13 protein-coding genes and 1 pseudogene are annotated in these 17,962 nt (G+C 44.3%); 10 read left to right on the top strand and 4 right to left on the bottom strand.

Going from position 1 to position 17,962, the window contains the following annotated elements:
* Nucleotides 1–95: 95 nt before the first annotated feature.
* From EK22_RS17775 to EK22_RS17760, 4 genes are all read right to left on the bottom strand, one after another.
* Nucleotides 96–1,361, bottom strand: coding sequence for a lipid II flippase MurJ (locus EK22_RS17775; protein WP_036253126.1), 1,266 nt, complete (start codon nucleotides 1,359–1,361; stop codon nucleotides 96–98).
* A gap of 236 nt (nucleotides 1,362–1,597) precedes the next feature.
* Nucleotides 1,598–2,488 (bottom strand): SDR family oxidoreductase, encoded by an 891-nt coding sequence (locus tag EK22_RS17770; protein ID WP_036253124.1) that lies wholly within the window; start codon nucleotides 2,486–2,488, stop codon nucleotides 1,598–1,600.
* A complete protein-coding gene (locus tag EK22_RS17765) occupies nucleotides 2,470–3,393 on the bottom strand; it encodes a glycosyltransferase family 2 protein (protein WP_036253123.1) in 924 nt (307 codons plus the stop codon). Before EK22_RS17765 ends, EK22_RS17770 begins: the two co-directional genes overlap by 19 nt.
* Before the next feature lie 356 nt (nucleotides 3,394–3,749).
* Nucleotides 3,750–4,019 (bottom strand): hypothetical protein, encoded by a 270-nt coding sequence (locus tag EK22_RS17760; RefSeq protein WP_036253121.1) that lies wholly within the window; start codon nucleotides 4,017–4,019, stop codon nucleotides 3,750–3,752.
* Nucleotides 4,020–4,247: 228 nt separating this feature from the next.
* Here EK22_RS17760 and EK22_RS24985 point away from each other — a divergent pair, with 228 nt between their 5' ends.
* From EK22_RS24985 to EK22_RS17715, 10 genes and pseudogenes are all read left to right on the top strand, one after another.
* On the top strand, nucleotides 4,248–4,661 hold the full coding sequence (locus EK22_RS24985; RefSeq protein ID WP_200882622.1) for a hypothetical protein: 414 nt from the start codon (nucleotides 4,248–4,250) through the stop codon (nucleotides 4,659–4,661).
* 321 nt (nucleotides 4,662–4,982) lie between these two features.
* Nucleotides 4,983–5,747, top strand: coding sequence for an ABC transporter permease (locus tag EK22_RS17750; protein ID WP_051961962.1), 765 nt, complete (start codon nucleotides 4,983–4,985; stop codon nucleotides 5,745–5,747).
* Nucleotides 5,747–6,445, top strand: coding sequence for an ABC transporter ATP-binding protein (locus EK22_RS17745; protein ID WP_036253116.1), 699 nt, complete (start codon nucleotides 5,747–5,749; stop codon nucleotides 6,443–6,445). Before EK22_RS17750 ends, EK22_RS17745 begins: the two co-directional genes overlap by 1 nt.
* Before the next feature lie 12 nt (nucleotides 6,446–6,457).
* On the top strand, nucleotides 6,458–7,651 hold the full coding sequence (locus tag EK22_RS17740; protein WP_036253114.1) for a coiled-coil domain-containing protein: 1,194 nt from the start codon (nucleotides 6,458–6,460) through the stop codon (nucleotides 7,649–7,651).
* Nucleotides 7,648–9,165 carry a hypothetical protein gene (locus tag EK22_RS17735; protein WP_036253112.1) on the top strand — a complete coding sequence of 506 codons (1,518 nt, stop codon included), beginning with the start codon at nucleotides 7,648–7,650 and terminating at the stop codon, nucleotides 9,163–9,165. Before EK22_RS17740 ends, EK22_RS17735 begins: the two co-directional genes overlap by 4 nt.
* A gap of 755 nt (nucleotides 9,166–9,920) precedes the next feature.
* Entirely contained in the window at nucleotides 9,921–11,420 is a 1,500-nt protein-coding gene (locus EK22_RS24380) for a sulfotransferase family protein (protein WP_161786463.1), read from the top strand.
* Between the two features lie 47 nt (nucleotides 11,421–11,467).
* Complete coding sequence (locus EK22_RS17725; protein ID WP_152565138.1) at nucleotides 11,468–15,223, top strand: glycosyltransferase; 3,756 nt, start codon at nucleotides 11,468–11,470, stop codon at nucleotides 15,221–15,223.
* Nucleotides 15,224–15,342: 119 nt separating this feature from the next.
* A complete protein-coding gene (locus EK22_RS17720) occupies nucleotides 15,343–16,686 on the top strand; it encodes an HAD hydrolase-like protein (RefSeq protein ID WP_081917953.1) in 1,344 nt (447 codons plus the stop codon).
* A 367-nt stretch (nucleotides 16,687–17,053) separates the two neighbouring features.
* The gene (locus EK22_RS25605) at nucleotides 17,054–17,368 is read left to right on the top strand and encodes a transposase family protein (protein WP_152565137.1); all 315 of its coding nucleotides are present in this window, start codon (nucleotides 17,054–17,056) and stop codon (nucleotides 17,366–17,368) included.
* A pseudogene (locus EK22_RS17715) lies at nucleotides 17,316–17,962 on the top strand (IS701 family transposase); the annotation flags it as partial. The gene EK22_RS25605 and the pseudogene EK22_RS17715, both read left to right, overlap by 53 nt.

The following is a 17,962-nucleotide window of genomic DNA, read 5'->3' as shown; positions in this document are numbered from 1 at the left end:
AAAAAACTAATTTTACCGCTTCCCCGCCAAGTTCTGAAAAAATATTCCATTATCATAAACTCAGACAAGCTGTCAGAATGCCCGTCAAGCACCTGTTAATTGACCGGTTGCTTTAATTCCCGCATCAGCACGACATGCAAACAAACCGCATTCAATACCTGGTAAGCCACTATTCCGAGCGCAATGCCGACAATGCCCATAGCATTGAACGCCAGTACTTTGATAACCACACAAATGAAGAAATTGACCATGGCCAGCCTGACCCCCCCCTTCGTCCTGCCCAGCGCGTAAAGACAACTGCTCGCCATCTGACCCGCCACGCCGGCGACCAGCATGCCGCCCATCACCGTCATAAGCGTCCACAGCATATCGATTTGCCCGGCACCGAACTTGCCGTAACCGACCAGCAAATCCAGTCCCCATTTCCCGCATAGGGCGAACACAGCCCATACTGCCAGCGCCATCGAGCCGGTCAGCAGCAGTTTCCGCCGGTAATTCCGCCTAAGCAGGGACATATCGCCTGACTTCATATTCTTTGCCGCGAACGACAATAAAGGCACGGCGAAAACCTTATCCGTAAGCGCCAGAAATACCCCGTACAGCTGATTGCCGAAAGTCAGCAAACTGATGCTGCCTACGGGGCCGAGCGAGGCCAGATAACGGTCGATCACCGGACCGGTTTTGTAGACAGAGGCGCCAAATAACAAAACGCGCGTGCGTTGCCGGACGGCTTTGGCCATCGACCGGTCATACAGAGAAGGTGCGCGCCAATCGATCCATTTACACAGCATCACGGTCCACAATGCCCAGCGGATGACAGCGCCCCAGGCAACCGATTCGATGCCATAGACAGGCATGGCGTAGATCACACCGGTCAGCACGACCACGCTGACAATCAATAGCGACAGTTCCGGATAAATGAAACGCTGCTCGGCATGATAAGCCGACTTCAGCACCGTCGTCAGCCCGCCGAAAACCAGCGTAGCCGACATCACTTCAGCCATATCAATGGTCAACCCGAGCGCCTGACCGGAAAGCCCCGGCGATAACAGTGGAACCCACAGATGAGCCGAAAGCCCTAACATGGCGGCAATAACAGTAAAGACCGCAAAGGACTGCAGCAGCAAGGCTTTTACGGTCCCGGACATGTACTCGCTGGCTACATCCATGAATAAAGGCACCAACACCCTGATCAGGATATCGCTCAAGATCGTCAGCGGAATCAAGGTCAGCACCTGCGCCGAAAAATAGGCATCGGTATCGGCGCCAGGGCCTATATAAACCAATACCAGCCACTGGATGGCCATGGCAATAACCAGATTCAGAGCGGCCAATCCACCCAGTGAAAAAATAAATTTCATGCTACTTGCAGCTTTATGCCAAACCGAAATAGTTTTAGCCGGGTTGAAAAGGACATAAATGCATACCCTAATATAGCTAAGTAATGAGCATGGAATAAATCAGGGAATTGTAGGTGCGAATTCATTTATGCCCTATGGGTACTTGTGCCCTTCAGGGTATTCGCACTGTGCGGATAAATCCGCACCTACACAGGAAATTCATCCGCGTACTTAAGGAAGTTATTTTATGTGCGTTCCTAATCATTTTCACCGGTTAAAAATGCTCTTGGCTTAAACTTCAGATCCTGAGCCGCTTCCTCATGGTCAAAAATCATATCCTGATTCATGCGAGATACCATTTCAACGGTCAACGACTTGAATCTGGGCAGAATTCGTAAAAATAGGACGGCATATTGAAAAACAGTTAATGGCAATGGTAGAAAAACAGGCGACTTCCCCATCGATAAAAATATGCGCTCAACCATTGCCCGATAAGTCAACTGCTCCTTACCCGATACAATATAAGAGCGATTCAATGCCCGCTCTGAAAAAAGCGCCGAACAACAGGCATCGGCGACATCCTCGACATGCACGGGCTGCCGCTTGCCCGAAGCTTTACCCAGCAAGGGGAAAAAACCGAAGCGCTCAATAAAACGCGCTATCCGGGCGATATTTCTGTCCTTGCCGTGGCCATAGATCATGGTCGGCTGAATAATGGCCCATTCCACTCCTTGTTTTTCAGCCCAGGTCTTTAAACTTTCTTCACCCTTAATCAGATGCCCGGCCAGAGCCTGCTCGGATGCATCCCTGGATGTCGTTTTGGTAAAACGACTGGTTGAACTCAAAGCCACAATACGGCGCACGCCATAGGCTTCCAGCATTGGAAATAACTCAGGCAGAATCCAGATGGGAGCCAGACTTATCCAACTTTCAATCGTTCGCCTCTCATCAAGATGAGGCATAGCCGACGAATCAGCGCCAGCCTTTAAAACGCGCCAATTGACATTTGATGCATGCCAATCATTACTAATTTCTTGAGGTTTTCGCGAAAATGCCGTGATATCAACATCCAACCCAGCCAGCCTAGCCAAGAGACATTCTCCGACAAAGCTGGTCGCACCGATAATCCCTATCTCCGGTTTATGCATTCGACAATCATCCCCAAACGACGCATTACATGAAACCCCGTAAAATAAACCACCAGCATACAAAATCGCAGGCCGATACCGGCGCCCACCAGCCACATTAACGGTCCCGGATACTGATGCCGGAAAAACTTGCGGTAAAAGCGCATCATGCCCTTATGCTTGTGCCATTCCACAAAGATGGGACGAGCCCGGCCACACACGCCCTTGTGATGCAATACACGAGCATCCGGTACAAATAAGATTTTCCAGCCCTTCTGACGAAAGCGCATGCACCAGTCCAGATCTTCACAATGCAGGAAATAATCTTCATCCCAAAGCCCGACATCTTCAACGGCTTTACGCTTCACTAACATGCAGGCGCCGGAGATAGCCTCTATTTCGATAGGGTGAACGGGCAAGGGTTGTTTGTGCAGATAGAAATCAAAGAACAGCTTCGGCCAGCGTTGTGCAAAACGGGATAAACCGAAGGCTCTTACAAAAGACCGCCAGGGCGTTGGAATAGCCCGCCTTCCACCGGCCTGCTCTATTCCATCAGGATCAATCAGCAATCCTCCCACCATACCGACCTCACCGCATTCATGAAGCACCTCGAGCATGACTTGAATGGCATCCGGATTAAGCTCACAGTCCGGATTAAGAAACAATAAGTACTCACCTTTAGCGGCTTGCGCACCGATATTGCAAGCGGCGGCAAATCCCAAGTTCTTTGAATTCCGGATAATCTTGACGACTCCCTGCAATTCATCCTGAGCACTCAAGTTAGCCAAACTCTGATCGGAAGAAGCATTATCCACAACAATGATTTCTCCCGCCTGATCAAGCGCAGAACGGACACAGTTCAAAAGCATATCGCCCGCGTTATAATTGACAGTCACTAAAGTCACAGCATCAAGTTGTTTATTCATCAACCTCAAACTTTTCTCCGCTGCATCATATTGCAGGAATGATTTGATTGTTTATTAGCGGACCTATCATGCACTTAGTTACAGCGCGAGTTGACTGTATAGGCTGCCGTTTACGCCATGCTGTGGCTATTCCTGAAATTGCATGGCGCTTTATTTGTAAGATCACGATCACTTGGCTATATTTATGCAAAGCAGAGTATATCATCGTCACGAAATGAAGGGCCATATGGATCGGCAATAATCTTGCTCCCAATCAACTTATTATCTCCAATAAATAATGGCACGTCATACCGGCATACCCGCAAGAGGCGCAACTGTTCTGCCTGGCCTGTTAGAACACGAGGTGAATCCCTGGCTTAAGAAGGCTCTACTGAAATGACATATTGAGCATCCGTAAAAAATTGATAGGCGGTAAGCAGCAACCGTACCTTAACCCATTGCTCAGGTCCTTTAGCCTCCTCCAGCTTAAGCTCTACATCGATGGTTTTAGCTTGGGATTTTGCCCAGAATAGGTTGACAGGTTTTACGTATATAATGGTTGTAAAGTGCTTGAATATCCAGCCCCCGGATATTGTCTTGCCATAAACAATCTCACTGATCTGGTACTTCATATTGTTTTTCTTCATTCTGTATACTGAGATCAATGCCGTCTCCTAGCTTAAGCGTATTATCGCCCTGGTACAAAACCAAGCATCTGCCATAGGTAATCTGGCATTTAAGGCGGCGCGGTTAATCATAGCTTTCATACCGCTAATATACGGTTCACTATCCAGTGGCACAAAGGTCTCCTTGCAACTTAAGCCCAATACCATTACTTGCTGTCCCATCATGTGCCGCTCGCTGGTATGGTCGAAATGGCTCGATATAGCAGGCATCTTTTTGCCAAACTGTTGGGCAACGGTGCCATCGATCACAAAGGCTTTTTTGCCGGGCTCTTTAAATGTCCGGCCGGTCTTAGCGGTGCATCACCCATCCATGACGTCGCATCCCGCGAAGAGGTCTATATTGAACCGGCAGCCTGGGAGGCCGACAGCGGTTATAATTTCTGGAGAGGGTCCTGCGCAAGGAATGCCGACATCTTGCGCAAACCGATCAAAGGTTGTTTAATAGTGCGTTTACTTTGGGGCAAACCATCCAACTCGAAGACAACTTCAGAATTGGCAGAACGTTTGGCGTTGCTCGATTCAGCCGACGAATGGATGGTAAATACAATCCCTCGGAAACCAAATGCTCCACGAATCCATCGAAAAATCAGCAGTACTCTATGATGCACGACAAAATGGCCACATCTTCGTACCGGCACCGATTGCCACTGAGAATAACATGATCTCTGAGATTGAAACCCGAGATTGGGCTAGTAGCAATTCGACATTAATTGGCCATTTCCCCAAACGCTAGCGTTATCAGAGATCAACGGGGAGTAATCTTTAAAATGCAGCCGAACTCTTCGACTAATAAAAAACTCCGACATCACTCTGGTTTGAAATGGTTGCTCTTTCGCCTTTCGTGTTGCATTGAAAGTTGGTCCAAGCTCTCAGATAGATTAATATGTCAAACCATTATTGCCACAATGTTAAGAAAACTTGATCATGCGACTTCGTAACAGCATCGAACTTATATTTTATAAAACCTATACAGATCTAAAAGCCGAATCCGAGCGCTCCTATTTAGGTTTTTTGTGGTGGATTATCGAACCCATTTTTTATTTAAGTGCCTTTTACATTCTGCAAGTATTGGTCATGCGGCGTGATGGAACTGATTTTGTGCCATTTTTTTTGTGTGGGGCTGTCGTCTGGAAGTGGTTTGACAGTGGTGTCAAAGGGGGCGGGCATGCCATAAGCATTCATCGAGGATTGCTTCAACAGGTCTATGTACAAAAGTTTGTTTTCCCTGTCATCACCGTCATGGGCAGTACAGCACGTTTTATTCCTGTTTTTGGAATCTTTTGCCTTTTTCTCTTGCTCTATGGCACTCCGGTAAAAATTACTTGGCTGGCTGCGCCACTTCTTTTTGCAACCCAACTATGTCTAACTCTGTCACTAGCCTTACTGATCAGCTCAATTACCCCATTCCTGCCTGATCTTAAGGTGGCTATCGACAACGCTATGCTGCTGCTGTTTTTTATCTCGGGAGTATTTTTCAATATTAATGAGGTGCATGAACCGGTCAGAAGCTACCTATTAGTTAATCCAATGGCGGGGCTTATCGATGAATATCGAAATATTATGTTGCGCGGCGCATGGCCAAACTTGGACCGAATAGGAATAATAATATTAACTTCGCTAGGCATGGGTGGATTAGGCTTAGCCTTGCTCAAACAACTTGATCATAAGTACGGAAAAATACCCTTTTAATGACCCAGAAAGACGTACTCATTAGTGTTCAGAATGTCACCGTTTCTTACCCCATCAAACGGGGTTATTTGAAATGGTCGAAATACACTCCACTCAAAAATATCTCGTTCGACCTGCACCGCGGCGAAACACTTGGCATTATTGGGCGCAACGGCGCGGGCAAGAGTACCTTGCTGCGCATGATTGCAGGTATCATTGAACCCGATTCGGGACAAATCATTAATCATGGCGCCCGCGTTTCGCTGCTGGCACTTGGCGTAGGCTTTATGCCGCATTTGACAGGCCGGGAAAACGCGATGCTAAGCGGCATGCTGCTCGGCATGCGCCGCCGTGAAATATTGAAACGCATGGATGCCATTATCGAATTTTCCGGACTCGGTGATTTTATCGATCAGCCCTTACGCACCTATTCATCCGGAATGAGCGCAAGACTGGGTTTTTCCGTGTCGATCCAGGCCACACCGGATGCCTTATTGATCGATGAAGTACTGGGCGTTGGCGATGAAGATTTTCGGAAAAAGTCGACCGAAGAAATGAAACGACTCATCAGATCCGATACGGCAATTGTCCTAGTTTCACACAGCATTCCAGTCGTTAAAGAGCTCTGCGATCGCGCCATCCTAATCGATCAAGGCATCATAAGAATGACCGGCCTTACAAATGATGTGCTCGATCAATACCAAAATTCCAAGCAATAAGGAAAGCAGTAAATGAATTCATCTACTGAATCTGAAAACCAGATTACCCAACTTCAGCAAGAAAACGAGCTTTTATTACTTCAGTTGCATCAAGTTCAGGAGGAATTGGAACATTATTTTCTCTTATATCAAGATAGTCAGACTAAGAGTCGGGAGTTGCCGGCATCCCCTGTGTCAGTATTGCCTGCTGCCCAGCTGCCGCTTCGGCATAGACCCAAGAAACCTCAGCTATTGGTCGATAGATTGCCCAAGAATTTGGCTCGAATTCTGAAACGAACCACTGTGGTTAAGAAGTCGATATTGAGGCATTCCGAGTTTTTCGATGAGAAATGGTATCTGGAGACTTATCCCGATGTGGCAAAAAAGCGCAGAGATCCGGTAGCTCATTATTTACGCCATGGCGCCAAAGAAGGTCGTAATCCCGGTCCACAGTTCGATACCCAATGGTACTTGGCTAACTATCGCGATGTCGCCGAAAAGAGCGCTAATCCGCTTTTACACTATATCCAATTCGGACAACATGAAGGACGTCAGCCTAGACAAGGAGGTATACAGCCGCCGCCCGATCCCTTTGCGAATGAACGAAAATGGCTGACGCAGGCCCGTAACGAGCAGACGCGGCTTGCGAGCGAACGACAACGTCGTATAGAACAATTGACGCAAGTCATCAATGACGCGGCCAAGAAGCAAGAAAAGGAACAGCAGGAAGCGCTTTCGCGTCTGGCTCAGGAACGTGAGAAGCAAACCCGCCTACAGACCGAAATTCAGCAACTTGTTCAGGCAAAAGACGAACAAGCCCAACTAGCTGCAGAACGGATGCAACAGATAGAACTGCTAACCATTGCCAAAGCAGAAACCAAGAAGCAAGCCGACGAACGTCAAAACCAGATTGCAGCACTGATTCAGGCAAAAGACGAACAAGCCCGGCTGGCAGATGAACGGATGCAACGGATAGAACAGTTAACCGTTGCCAAGGCAGAAGCCGAGAAACAAGCCGGCGAACGTCAAAACCAGATTGCAGCACTGATTCAGGCAAAAGACGATCAAGAAAAACTTTCAGCGGATAGGTTGCAGCGTATCAAACAATTGGAAACCGAGCTCACCGATACCCAAGCGCGTCAATCGATACTCAATGAGGAGATGATCAAGGCAGAAGCGCAAATTAATTTGATCAAAGAACTCATCCTTGAGGAAAGCAAAGTATGAGTCGTATAAAAAAACACGGAGGGAACAGAGACTTACGGAATAATGTTGTTCGACCCTCAGATTCCTTAACCCAGAATACACAGGTAGAAACTCATACTGCTCAGCCTGAGTTAACTCAAGACCTGCAGGAATGTTGTGATGAAAATTTGTTAGGTCGTGCCCATACTCAATGGCAATTTGGTGATTGGGCGAGTTTAACTCAGTTGCAACCAGTCCGGATTGAAAACCACCCTGAACGTGGAAAGTTAGCTTTATTGGCTGCGAGTGGGTATTTGCAATTAGGAGAAAGAGTTAAAGCCGAGGAATTTTTAAATTTAGCAAGGGAGTGGGGTTATAACACGAAATTGATAAGTCAGTTATTGATCGCCGGGGTGTATAACAGTCTTGGTCGTGCTGCTGCACTGGCCAACAGGCAACCTCAAGCCACGCAACATTTTGAGAATTCAGTCAAGATTGGTGAACCTGGAGGAGATATACGTCTACTTTCTCAGGCAAGAATTAGTCAACAATTAAACGAACTTGGCTTGTTGCCTGGGGCAAATGGGCGTTTACAACAGGTTAGAGCTATTGCAGAAATAAAAAGCCAAGTTTCAGTATGCACAAATTTTCTGGTTAATAAATTACGTCCGGTTGATCGCGTGGCTGTGGCTTTTTATGAGGGTCTGGAAAATCAAGCAGTGAACGGCGGCGACAGAGTGCCATTTCTGCTCCTTGACTCAAAATCCCTTCCTCGGTCGGGTTTGCATTATCTTAAGAATACGCTAGCAAAATTGCTAGGAAATCACTTTTCCTTCTGTGAGTGGTATCAAGAGATTGGGTGCTGTAAAAAAAGTCCTTGTGCTCTGACTGGCTATGCAGAACATTCGATCAGCACTGGCGAGTTTCGTATGAGATTGATCAAATCACATGATTTAAATTTGGACGATCCAATACTCGAAACTGGGCAATATGTACAGCAAATAATATTGGTGAGGGATCCGCTTTTTATCTTGACCTCTTGGTTTATGCTTGATCAACTGCATTCACATCATGAAATATTAAAACAGCATGGCATTAATATTCAAAAGATTTGGCTTGCTCATGAAAAGGAAGTGTTGGCCCCCGCCTATCGCCTGCTAGATGAGCATTTCAAAGAGCCAAGCATGGAAGCATTAACGGACTGGCTTTCCAATAAGTCAAAATATATCGTCGGATTCATGAATAAATGGGTTAAACAAGAAGTAGGTCAACCATCTCCTTATCGCCATATTGTAAGATATGAGGATATAGATAAGTTTATTGTAATGATTCTGGAAGACTATCGATTATCTGTCGATAAAAACGTTCTTTTTGAAATGGATAATTTTAACTCTTCTTCAGAGCATCGTTTTAGCAGTAGAGATGATCCATTTGCTGTATCCTCCGAAAGGGTGAGTGCTTTTATTTTAAAGAATTCTGAGCTATTCATGGATGCTGCGAAAAGAATAGGCGCTATGGATGAGAGCGGCTATTTGAATGCTAGTTACGCATCATAATCTTTTGGTTATGTTCAACGAAAAAAGCTTCTCAGATATATGAGTCAGCATGCATGCGTTAGATCATTATCGTTTCGGGGTCTCGGCTTATCGGGATGTACTTAGATAATTGACTAGTGGTAATGCGGAGACTCGATATTAATCATAACCTGGTAAGCGCTTAAAAATAAGTCAACTTATGCATAGAATTTAATAACTTACCATGCTGACTAAGGAAGGAAGTGCGAGTTGTACGGGCTGTACCGGCCGAGACCGATCTCAATCGATTTTACAGCTAAGTCATACGACATTCGAAGTGGCGAAAAAAAAGATGTGCTGCCGGAGACGATATGAGAGCAATGGTATAAATAGTACAAGCCGGTTTCGTCAGCCTATCCCCATCAACCGCTCAGTAGAGTCTTTTACAAGTTGAATGAGAGTAGCCACAGCAGGATTAAAGGCGTAGATCGGCGCCGAACTGTTAATCTGCCGGGCATTGATTGATGGCCTGGATAGCGAGTGCTGGTTTCACTTCAATACTTGCCTTGGGTACCGAACTGAAAAGCCTGGGCAATGTCTGGGCGGATGCGCTACCGTTTAACAAATGGGCGAGCCAGATACGCTGGACGAACTGAAACCAATTATCGATGAAATTGGGGAAGGATTCGGCTCTTCATGCAGGCTGACTTTTTGTTAGGCGATTAGCTAAAGACGCAATAATTGATTTTTCTCATCAATTTTCAGGATTGATGATCATTACCAATCTTAGAGTAACAATGATAAATAAAAAACAAGAAAAATTCGAAAGTAGTTTTTCTCATCATCCTATCAAGATTCGCCACATAATAAATCCAGTATTAGTTAGTCCAAGTTCTGATTTATATATTGCTCAACCAATTACATTCGCGTCCCTTGAGATGGCACAACAAAATGCAGCCAAACATGGTTTGCAGGTCGATGTTTGTTTTACTTGTTATGATGAAGATAATGGAGTTATTCCATCTACTTTCCGTAATGCGGGAAAACTTAATAGATCGATTCTTGATATTGGAAATTTTCGCAAACCACGAAAGCTCCCACTGATTCAGGATATTATTAATAAAGCGTTGCTAGGCGAGCCGGTTGACTATATTGTTTACACTAACGTTGATATAGCTGTGCAACCTAACTTTTATATTGAAATTACACGATTTATAGAATTGGGATACGATGCCTTCACAATTAACCGGCGAACAATTTCCAAAAGCTATACATCGCTAGCCGAATTGCCTTTGATGTATGCCGAAACTGGTGTAAAGCATCCTGGTCACGACTGTTTTATATTTTCCCAAAAGGCTTCGAAGCAATACCGGCTTGGCTCAGGTTGCATTGGCGCGAATTGGATCGGAAGAATACTGTTAAGTAACTTAATGGCTTTTTCTAGGAAATTTAAAACGTTTGAAGAAGAAATATTGACTTTTCATATTGGAGACGATAGATCCTGGAAAAAGGAAGAGTTCAACGATTATGATATACACAATGAGCGCGAGTTAATTAAAACTCTTCAGTATCTTCAAACAATCTGTAAAAGCTCGACGTCTGCTGATATAAAGCAGATGCTGGATTTTCATATTAATAACCAAATTGCGTATGATCGAGTTGAACAGAATCGAGTGCACCGCCAATACAAAACAGATATTAGTTTTTTACTGGGGAGGCAATATAAGGGGAGTACTTCGTGGAAAAAACCAATTACATTAAATCAAGCTCCGATTTTCGTAGTGGGTTATCCTAGGTCTGGAACTACTCTTCTACAGTCAAAGTTAATGACACAAAATGGAATAGTATCTTTGCCGGAAACTCACTTCTTTTCGATTGTTCGTAATAAGCTTCGTGTCATAGATGACAAAATTCGTCCCGACTGTTTAAAAGACGCTTTTTTCACTCTTCGAGAACGTCTGCCCTTTTCTGTAGAAGCTGAGCAATATTTAACCCAACTTGCTGAGAATTCTCAACTTTCACCAAAAATGATGTTTGAGGCTATAGTGGTTGACAATCTTGTTGATAACTATAGTCTTAGCGAAATTCAGCGTAGTCGATTTTTGGAGAAAACGCCAGACCATGTCGAGAGGCTGGAAATTATCTTCCGTAATTATCCTGACGCTAAGGTTGTTAATATTGTACGGCATCCTGAAAAGGCTATTCTTTCCCGCCGTGCCAATTTTCCCGGTGAAGACACCTGGGATATTGCTCAACATATCCAAAAATGGAAAACCAGTTCGCGTAGGGCGCAATAACCTAAGGGCATTGCGCCGAATGATCTAATTAATTTTAAATGCCGCTAATGACATATATTAAAAAAGTTGACCCCGACAATTATATCAACTCATTTGACATAATGTATCTGACTTCATCTGAGACTTCAAAGATTGCACTCATACTTGCAAATGGCCCGTCTGCAAAATTAGTTGATTTTAGTCATCCCGCACTAACTCATATTACTACTGTAGGGATGAACTCTGCCTTTCGGTATTGGAAAAAAATTGATTTCCGTCCATCACATTATATTTGTATGGATATTGAAGTATCTCATACAATTTCGGCAGATATTGTCGAGCTTATTAAAGAAAATCGTATAAAGAAGTTTTTTTTACGCGATGAGTTGAAAAATGCATATCCAGAGATAGCTTATGATGAAAGAATTCTGTGGTACAGTCATGCTGTTACTGAGTATCCGGTGTTCAATTCAAGCTTAGTGACGACAGGCAGTTGGGCGATTCGATGGATGTTGCACGAGGGGATGGATGTTTTGGCGACTATCGGCATTGATGGGATTCAGACTGAGGTTTTGAAAGAGGCAAAACGGTTAGAAGGGATTCAACTTCGATTGGAGAAGACACCAGAATTTAATCCCAATTATTTTTTTGCTAATTACCAACAGGCTGGTGATATTTATAATGTACCTAACAGTCCTGATTACCAAGCGAAGACGGGACAACTTTTACATATAGACGCTCTTCGCCAAACAGCAAAAACTCAGCAACGTTACTTTCCAGCTTCCAAGATTTTCGACTTAAGCCCCAGTAGTGACCATGGAATCTTTCCAAAAAAATCATTTTCCGACTGGGAAAAGAGAATTTCATTAACACTGATTACGTCATTCCATACTGGCTTTGATCCAGAAGCCCTTATAAACAATATCGCTATCGCAGTCCAAAATAGTAGTAACCCATTGGTTGTAAAGGTACATTTGTTGATCGAAGGGGGCAGAAGTCGACTTGATGAAATTCTTCCATCTAGGCTTAGCGAATGTCTTTTGCTACGCGAGGCCGAAGGCCGGATTCGTATAGTAGAAATACAACAACGTCCTAGTTATTGGGTATTGTTAGATTACGCCAATAAGCATTGTCGTAGCAATTCTTGCATAATTGCGAACTCCGATATTTTGTTATTACCATTTGAGGCTGAACGGATAGTACTTAGCCGAGTGTTTGATTCATCAGCATTACTCGCCATTACTAGATGGAACCGTACTGTCAGTGGAGTTTTTCCACAGGGACCTCAATCTTCACCGCCCTGGCAGCAAATCGAAAGTAGCGTTTGTAAACAGAGTGATAAAAACTACTTGTCGTTTGATACCTATGTATTTGAAATACCAATTATTATACCGCCGGAGCTTAATGAGGTGTTGATTGGCAGTTTTGGCTGTGATACAGCGATTTCTGGAATTATTCGTGCTCATGGCCATCAGGTAAGTAACCCCTGTCTTAAGATCAAAACAATACATATCGACGAAAAACAACGAGATTACGATTCAGCTCGTGTATCAAATTCAATACGTCATAATGTCTGCGCATTTCAGGCCTCGGTTTTGTCTCGCTATAAGAGTAGGAAACCGATTATGCAAAGCCTTGTGGAACTGAGTCAACTGAACCGAACTTTAGCTTGGATAGGTGCGCCGAATACAAGGGATTCGTGGCATTCGCTTTATAGAACGATTGGTGCCGTATTTTGGTCAAATCATGAAACTCCACTTCAGCCAATCTTTAAGCGGTTATCAATTACCAAGATTGATTTGGAAAATGGAGATTTGGATACGGGCGCGCTGTTACATGAGTTAGATCAAAAGTTTGTCTTTTTAGATATTGAATTGACTGGTTTTTCGAAACCAGAGCATATTGCAAACATCCTGCAACGTTACGAGCATCACGTGGAACTCGGAAAGTTGCTACAAAGCTATCCATGGCAGTCTATGGTTCACACGGATTTTGTATCAGCTGATGTGCGTGCTATTCATTTTGATTTGCTCCTTGTTGCAAAGGATTTACTGGCGGTCCCAACGCCCACTAAGCCTTATGATGAACAAGCGTCCTGTCAGCAATTTAATGCATCAGGCATTTTGCAATCAGGATTTGATGAAAAGACTGCGGAGTGCTATAGGCTGATTCCACCCTACAACGAACGATACATCGCTTTTTGCTATACCGGTTTTATTCATCGCCAAGAAACAATATCGGCGGAGGTTTCGTTTTCCATCAATCGCGACAGCAAGCTTCGTTTAATGATGTGTCGTCACGGTGACAGTCCATTTGAGTCCGCTGATAAGACGATGTTTCTTAAAAAGGGCAGACATTCGATAACATTGGAGCATCAATTTCAGTTTGTTCACGTGGGGGTGCGTATTCAAATTGGTACCGAAAAGCATGAAACAGTTATTTATGGCATAAATATCCAGTTAAATTCAGTTTCTTCTAATGTAGAAAAGATCTCTGAATACGTTGAGCCAAGATTGTCAGATTGTAAGAAGTTTATCGTTCTTGATCCAGATGGCAAGAATATGCGTGGTCATTTTATCGCCTATTGTGATCAACTACTTGGGGCGTGTAATGCTGCTGGCGTGCAAGCCAGCGTCTGGTGCCGAAATGACATAGATAAGGATTTACTGATATCTCGCAATCAGTTTTTTACAACTTTTGATACGCACTCTTGGGCAATAGCGACAAACGAAGATAAATTTCTAATTGAGATGGAGAAGGGACTAAAAAAAAATCTGTGTGCTGGCGGCAATACTCTAATATATCTTTACACTGGAAGCTTTCATCATGCTCGAGTTTTTCTTTCTCTTGCTAATAAGTTTCCTAACTTACAATTCAATTGCAACTTATTTTGGGAGATGATTAGAGATATTTCGTCGCCAGAGTATGAAGTAGTGGCAAAATTTGTACTAGAAGGCATTAACGTAAATAGACAGGTTGCCCTATCTGTGCCGACTAAACTGCTCCAGAAAGAAATAAATGATCGTTTTGGAGTGACTCTTCCGCTTGCTCCTCACCCGAGTACCGCTGTGTCTGATCAGTTATTTCGAAAAATCTATTCTGGATGTAGTAGAGTTATATTTGAGCCAAAAAGCGAATACTTTAACGTCCTTTTTCTGGGGGCAGCGACACAGAGTAAAGGGTATGAGATTGGTTTGGAGGCAGCAAAAATTCTTTCCAATGACCATAGTATTATATGCTGGGCTCGCGACGAGAATAAAGGGGTGTTGCCTGATGATGTCCGAGTTATTCCGCAAAATCTAACTGATAAGGAGTTTAATGAGCTATTACAATCTGCAGATGCTGTTGTATTACCTTATTTATCGGATGGTTTTAAGAAGCGAACTTCTGGAATTGTGATCGATGCGATGTACTTTGGAGTGCCGTCAGTAGTTTGTAAGGGGACATGGCTAGCAGAACTAGTGCAAAATTACGGCATAGGAATAGTTTCAGAATCGTCCGCAGAAAGTATTGTGAAATCGGTTTTGAAGTTGCGTAGTGAATATAAGCAACTACATCTGAATACCTTTAACGCATCTAAGCGTTATTTTAGCGTGAATTCATGGAACTCATTGGTGAGGTTCTTATTTCGAAGTGTATCAGATGCTACTACAACTTCTACGTTATTACAAAATGATTTAAGCCTTAAAAAGGCAAATCAATTATTTCGTGAGGGTGCATTCGAGGAGGCGTATTATATTTATAAGCGTTTGTACGAAATGAGACCATTAAAAATGTATCGTGATAATTTGGAGCTTTGTGAGCGAAGGCTAACGAAGGCGTGATAACGAATTGATATAGTTCGTTTTATTTTATATGACTAATCTTATTGACCATATCTTTATAATATGCTATGGCTCAATCTATGTGACAAACGATTAAAGAACGGAATTTGGAGTAAATAATGACAAAAGTTGCGGCATTCGTTCCACTGAAGTTAAAGTCAAGGAGACTGCCTAACAAAAATTTCCTTAGGCTTGGAGATCGCCCCCTTGCTTATCATATATTTGACACTCTCACCCATTTGACAGAGATAAATTCCGGGATATTTTGCTTTACAAGCCAACCACAAGTACTGTCGTTACTACCCCCAACTGTCGAGTTGATAATGCGTCCACCTCGACTCGACGGTGATCATATTAAGGCCAATGAACTCTTTCATTACGCTGTTGATAATATCGATGCCGATGTAATAGTTCTTTGCCATGCGACTGGACCTTTTATTAAGCCTCAGTCAATTGCAGATGGTGTTCGCGCAGTAATTTCAGGAGATTATGATTGTGCATTTGCGGTAAGTCGACATCAAACCTACTGTTGGTATGAGGGTAAACCTCTTAATTATTCGCCTGATAATATGGCGCAAACACAAGACCTAGAACCGGTTTTTTCTGAGACGAGTGGGTTTTACGTGTTTCGAAAAAATAACTATTTGCAGGATGGAACTCGGATATCTGGTAGACCTTTTTGGGTCGAGGTTGATTTTAAGGAAGCTGTTGATATTGATGAGCCGGCTGATTTCGCTCTGGCTTCGCTATTAGTTGATTATGATCCTTTTGAATATAGTTATTCGACTGATAGTTTTTTTATTGATATAGCCAATAATTCTGTCCAGTATAAAAACATCAAACATATTTCATTTGATCTCGACGGTGTTCTCGTCGACTCTTTAGCGGTAATGAATATTGCGTGGGATAATGCCATGCGAAGTATCGGAGAGAAAATCGATTTTGCAGAATATCGGAAACATATTGGTATTCCTTTTTTCGACATTCTTAAAAGACTTGGGTGTAAAAAAAATGAATTTGAGACAATTGCTAGTGTTTACAACAAAACTGCTCGCGCAAACGTGGACCAAATCCGAGTGTACGATGGTGTGATTGAGGTAATTCAGCGGGCAAGGGATGCTGGATTGTTGGTTTCACTTGTAACGTCAAAAAACAAGGAGAGAACAGATGAAATTATATCAGTTTTACTTTCTAAAGATTTATTTGATATTGTTATTACGCCAGATGATATTTCTACTGGTCGCGGAAAGCCGCATCCGGATCCACTTCTTTTGGCGTGTGTAAACTTGGGGGTAGATCCTGCTAACTCGATTTATGTTGGTGATATGGCCGCAGACAGAGAATCTGCTATTAGAGCAGGTGTACATTTTGTACATGCAACTTGGGGGTTTTCTGATATCGCTGAAGCTAAGGATATTTGGTTTAATAATATACAGGATATGATGGATTTTATCTTAAACTAACTTATCAGTAAGTTGAGGTTGGAGCTTTGGGAAACTTAATAACTTTATACTTAAGGTAAATTAGTGACTAGATGTTACGTCTCGGTAGATAATATACCAAGGCTATGGCGCTATCTTGTCTGTGAAGAAGCCTTTCAAGCCTTTTAGGAAAACTCAAATGCTGATTCATTTGGATGAAAAAACGACAATTATTTTGAAAACACAGATAAAAAGGTCAAGGCCAAGACGACCAAACGCTTTCACTATGACAGAGTGGGTGCGTTAAAGACACATCTGTACCACTCCTGCAAGGGTGCGGTACAGGGCAATCGCACGAAGCCCTGCGCTGAATTAACTTGACGCACAAAGAGGGCATCATATCTAGTAGTTGCTTTTTTCACGAGCGGTAATAACCAATGGAACAGGAAGGGAAGTCGTCGATGTTGGAACACTTTACCGATCTGGAAGAGGCCCGCGTACACGGCAATCGCCGCACGATTTGATGGAGCTTTTGCTGACAGCGATCTGTGCAGTGTTGAGCGGTGCCGACAGTGGGGCGGGCATGGCGCTGTGGAGACGGACTAAGCTGTCCTGGCTGCGGCAGTTTTTGCCGTTTGCCAACGGCCCCCTGTGTCAGAATAGGCCGGCAGGCCATGCGGCAACGGGCACTGGATTACGTGACGGGCTTGCTCAGCCCGGTTGAGCGTAAAACCAGCTGGCAATTGTCGGAAGCGGTCAAACGACAGACGCCCTATAGCCTGCAGCATTTGCTGGACCGGGCACGCTGGGATGTCGATGCGGTGCGTGATGACGTGCGGACGTATATGATTGAGCATCTGGGCGAGCCCGATGCCGTGCTGGCGGTCGACGAAACCGGCTTTATCAAGAAAGGCCGACATTCGGTCGGCGTGCAGCGCCAGTACAGTGGCACGGCCGGGCGCATTGAGAACTGCCAGATTGGCGTGTTTCTGGCCTATGCCAGTACGCGGGGGCGTGCGTTGATGGACCGCGAACTGTATTTGCCCAAGGTGTGGGCTGACGACATGGTCCGACGGGCTGCCGCGAAAGTGCCTGAAGCAGTCGACTTTGCCACCAAGCCGCAGTTGGCGCAGCGCATGATCGAGCGAGCCGTTGCCGCGCAGGTACCGTTTGCCTGGGTCACTGGCGATGCCGTGTATGGTGACAACCGCAGCCTGCGCGCATGGCTGGAACAGCAGGACCTGCACTTCGTGCTGGCGGTGGCGAGCAACCAATACGTGTGGCCGGACTCGACCGGCCAAAAGACCGTGGCCCAGCT

Source organism: Methylobacter sp. BBA5.1 (genome assembly GCF_000746145.1).
GTDB classification, from domain to species: Bacteria; Pseudomonadota; Gammaproteobacteria; order Methylococcales; family Methylomonadaceae; genus Methylobacter; species Methylobacter marinus.
This window is presented reverse-complemented; position numbering and strand designations above follow the sequence as displayed.

Excerpts from the sequence above, each read along its gene's own strand:
- EK22_RS17775 (WP_036253126.1), bottom strand. The coding sequence starts at position 1,361 with ATGAAATTTATTTTTTCACTGGGTGGATTGGCCGCTCTGAATCTGGTT.
- EK22_RS17770 (WP_036253124.1), bottom strand. The coding sequence starts at position 2,488 with ATGCATAAACCGGAGATAGGGATTATCGGTGCGACCAGCTTTGTCGGA.
- EK22_RS17765 (WP_036253123.1), bottom strand. The coding sequence starts at position 3,393 with ATGAATAAACAACTTGATGCTGTGACTTTAGTGACTGTCAATTATAAC.
- EK22_RS17760 (WP_036253121.1), bottom strand. The coding sequence starts at position 4,019 with ATGAAGAAAAACAATATGAAGTACCAGATCAGTGAGATTGTTTATGGC.
- EK22_RS24985 (WP_200882622.1), top strand. The coding sequence starts at position 4,248 with ATGGCTCGATATAGCAGGCATCTTTTTGCCAAACTGTTGGGCAACGGT.
- EK22_RS17750 (WP_051961962.1), top strand. The coding sequence starts at position 4,983 with ATGCGACTTCGTAACAGCATCGAACTTATATTTTATAAAACCTATACA.
- EK22_RS17745 (WP_036253116.1), top strand. The coding sequence starts at position 5,747 with ATGACCCAGAAAGACGTACTCATTAGTGTTCAGAATGTCACCGTTTCT.
- EK22_RS17740 (WP_036253114.1), top strand. The coding sequence starts at position 6,458 with ATGAATTCATCTACTGAATCTGAAAACCAGATTACCCAACTTCAGCAA.
- EK22_RS17735 (WP_036253112.1), top strand. The coding sequence starts at position 7,648 with ATGAGTCGTATAAAAAAACACGGAGGGAACAGAGACTTACGGAATAAT.
- EK22_RS24380 (WP_161786463.1), top strand. The coding sequence starts at position 9,921 with ATGATAAATAAAAAACAAGAAAAATTCGAAAGTAGTTTTTCTCATCAT.
- EK22_RS17725 (WP_152565138.1), top strand. The coding sequence starts at position 11,468 with ATGACATATATTAAAAAAGTTGACCCCGACAATTATATCAACTCATTT.
- EK22_RS17720 (WP_081917953.1), top strand. The coding sequence starts at position 15,343 with ATGACAAAAGTTGCGGCATTCGTTCCACTGAAGTTAAAGTCAAGGAGA.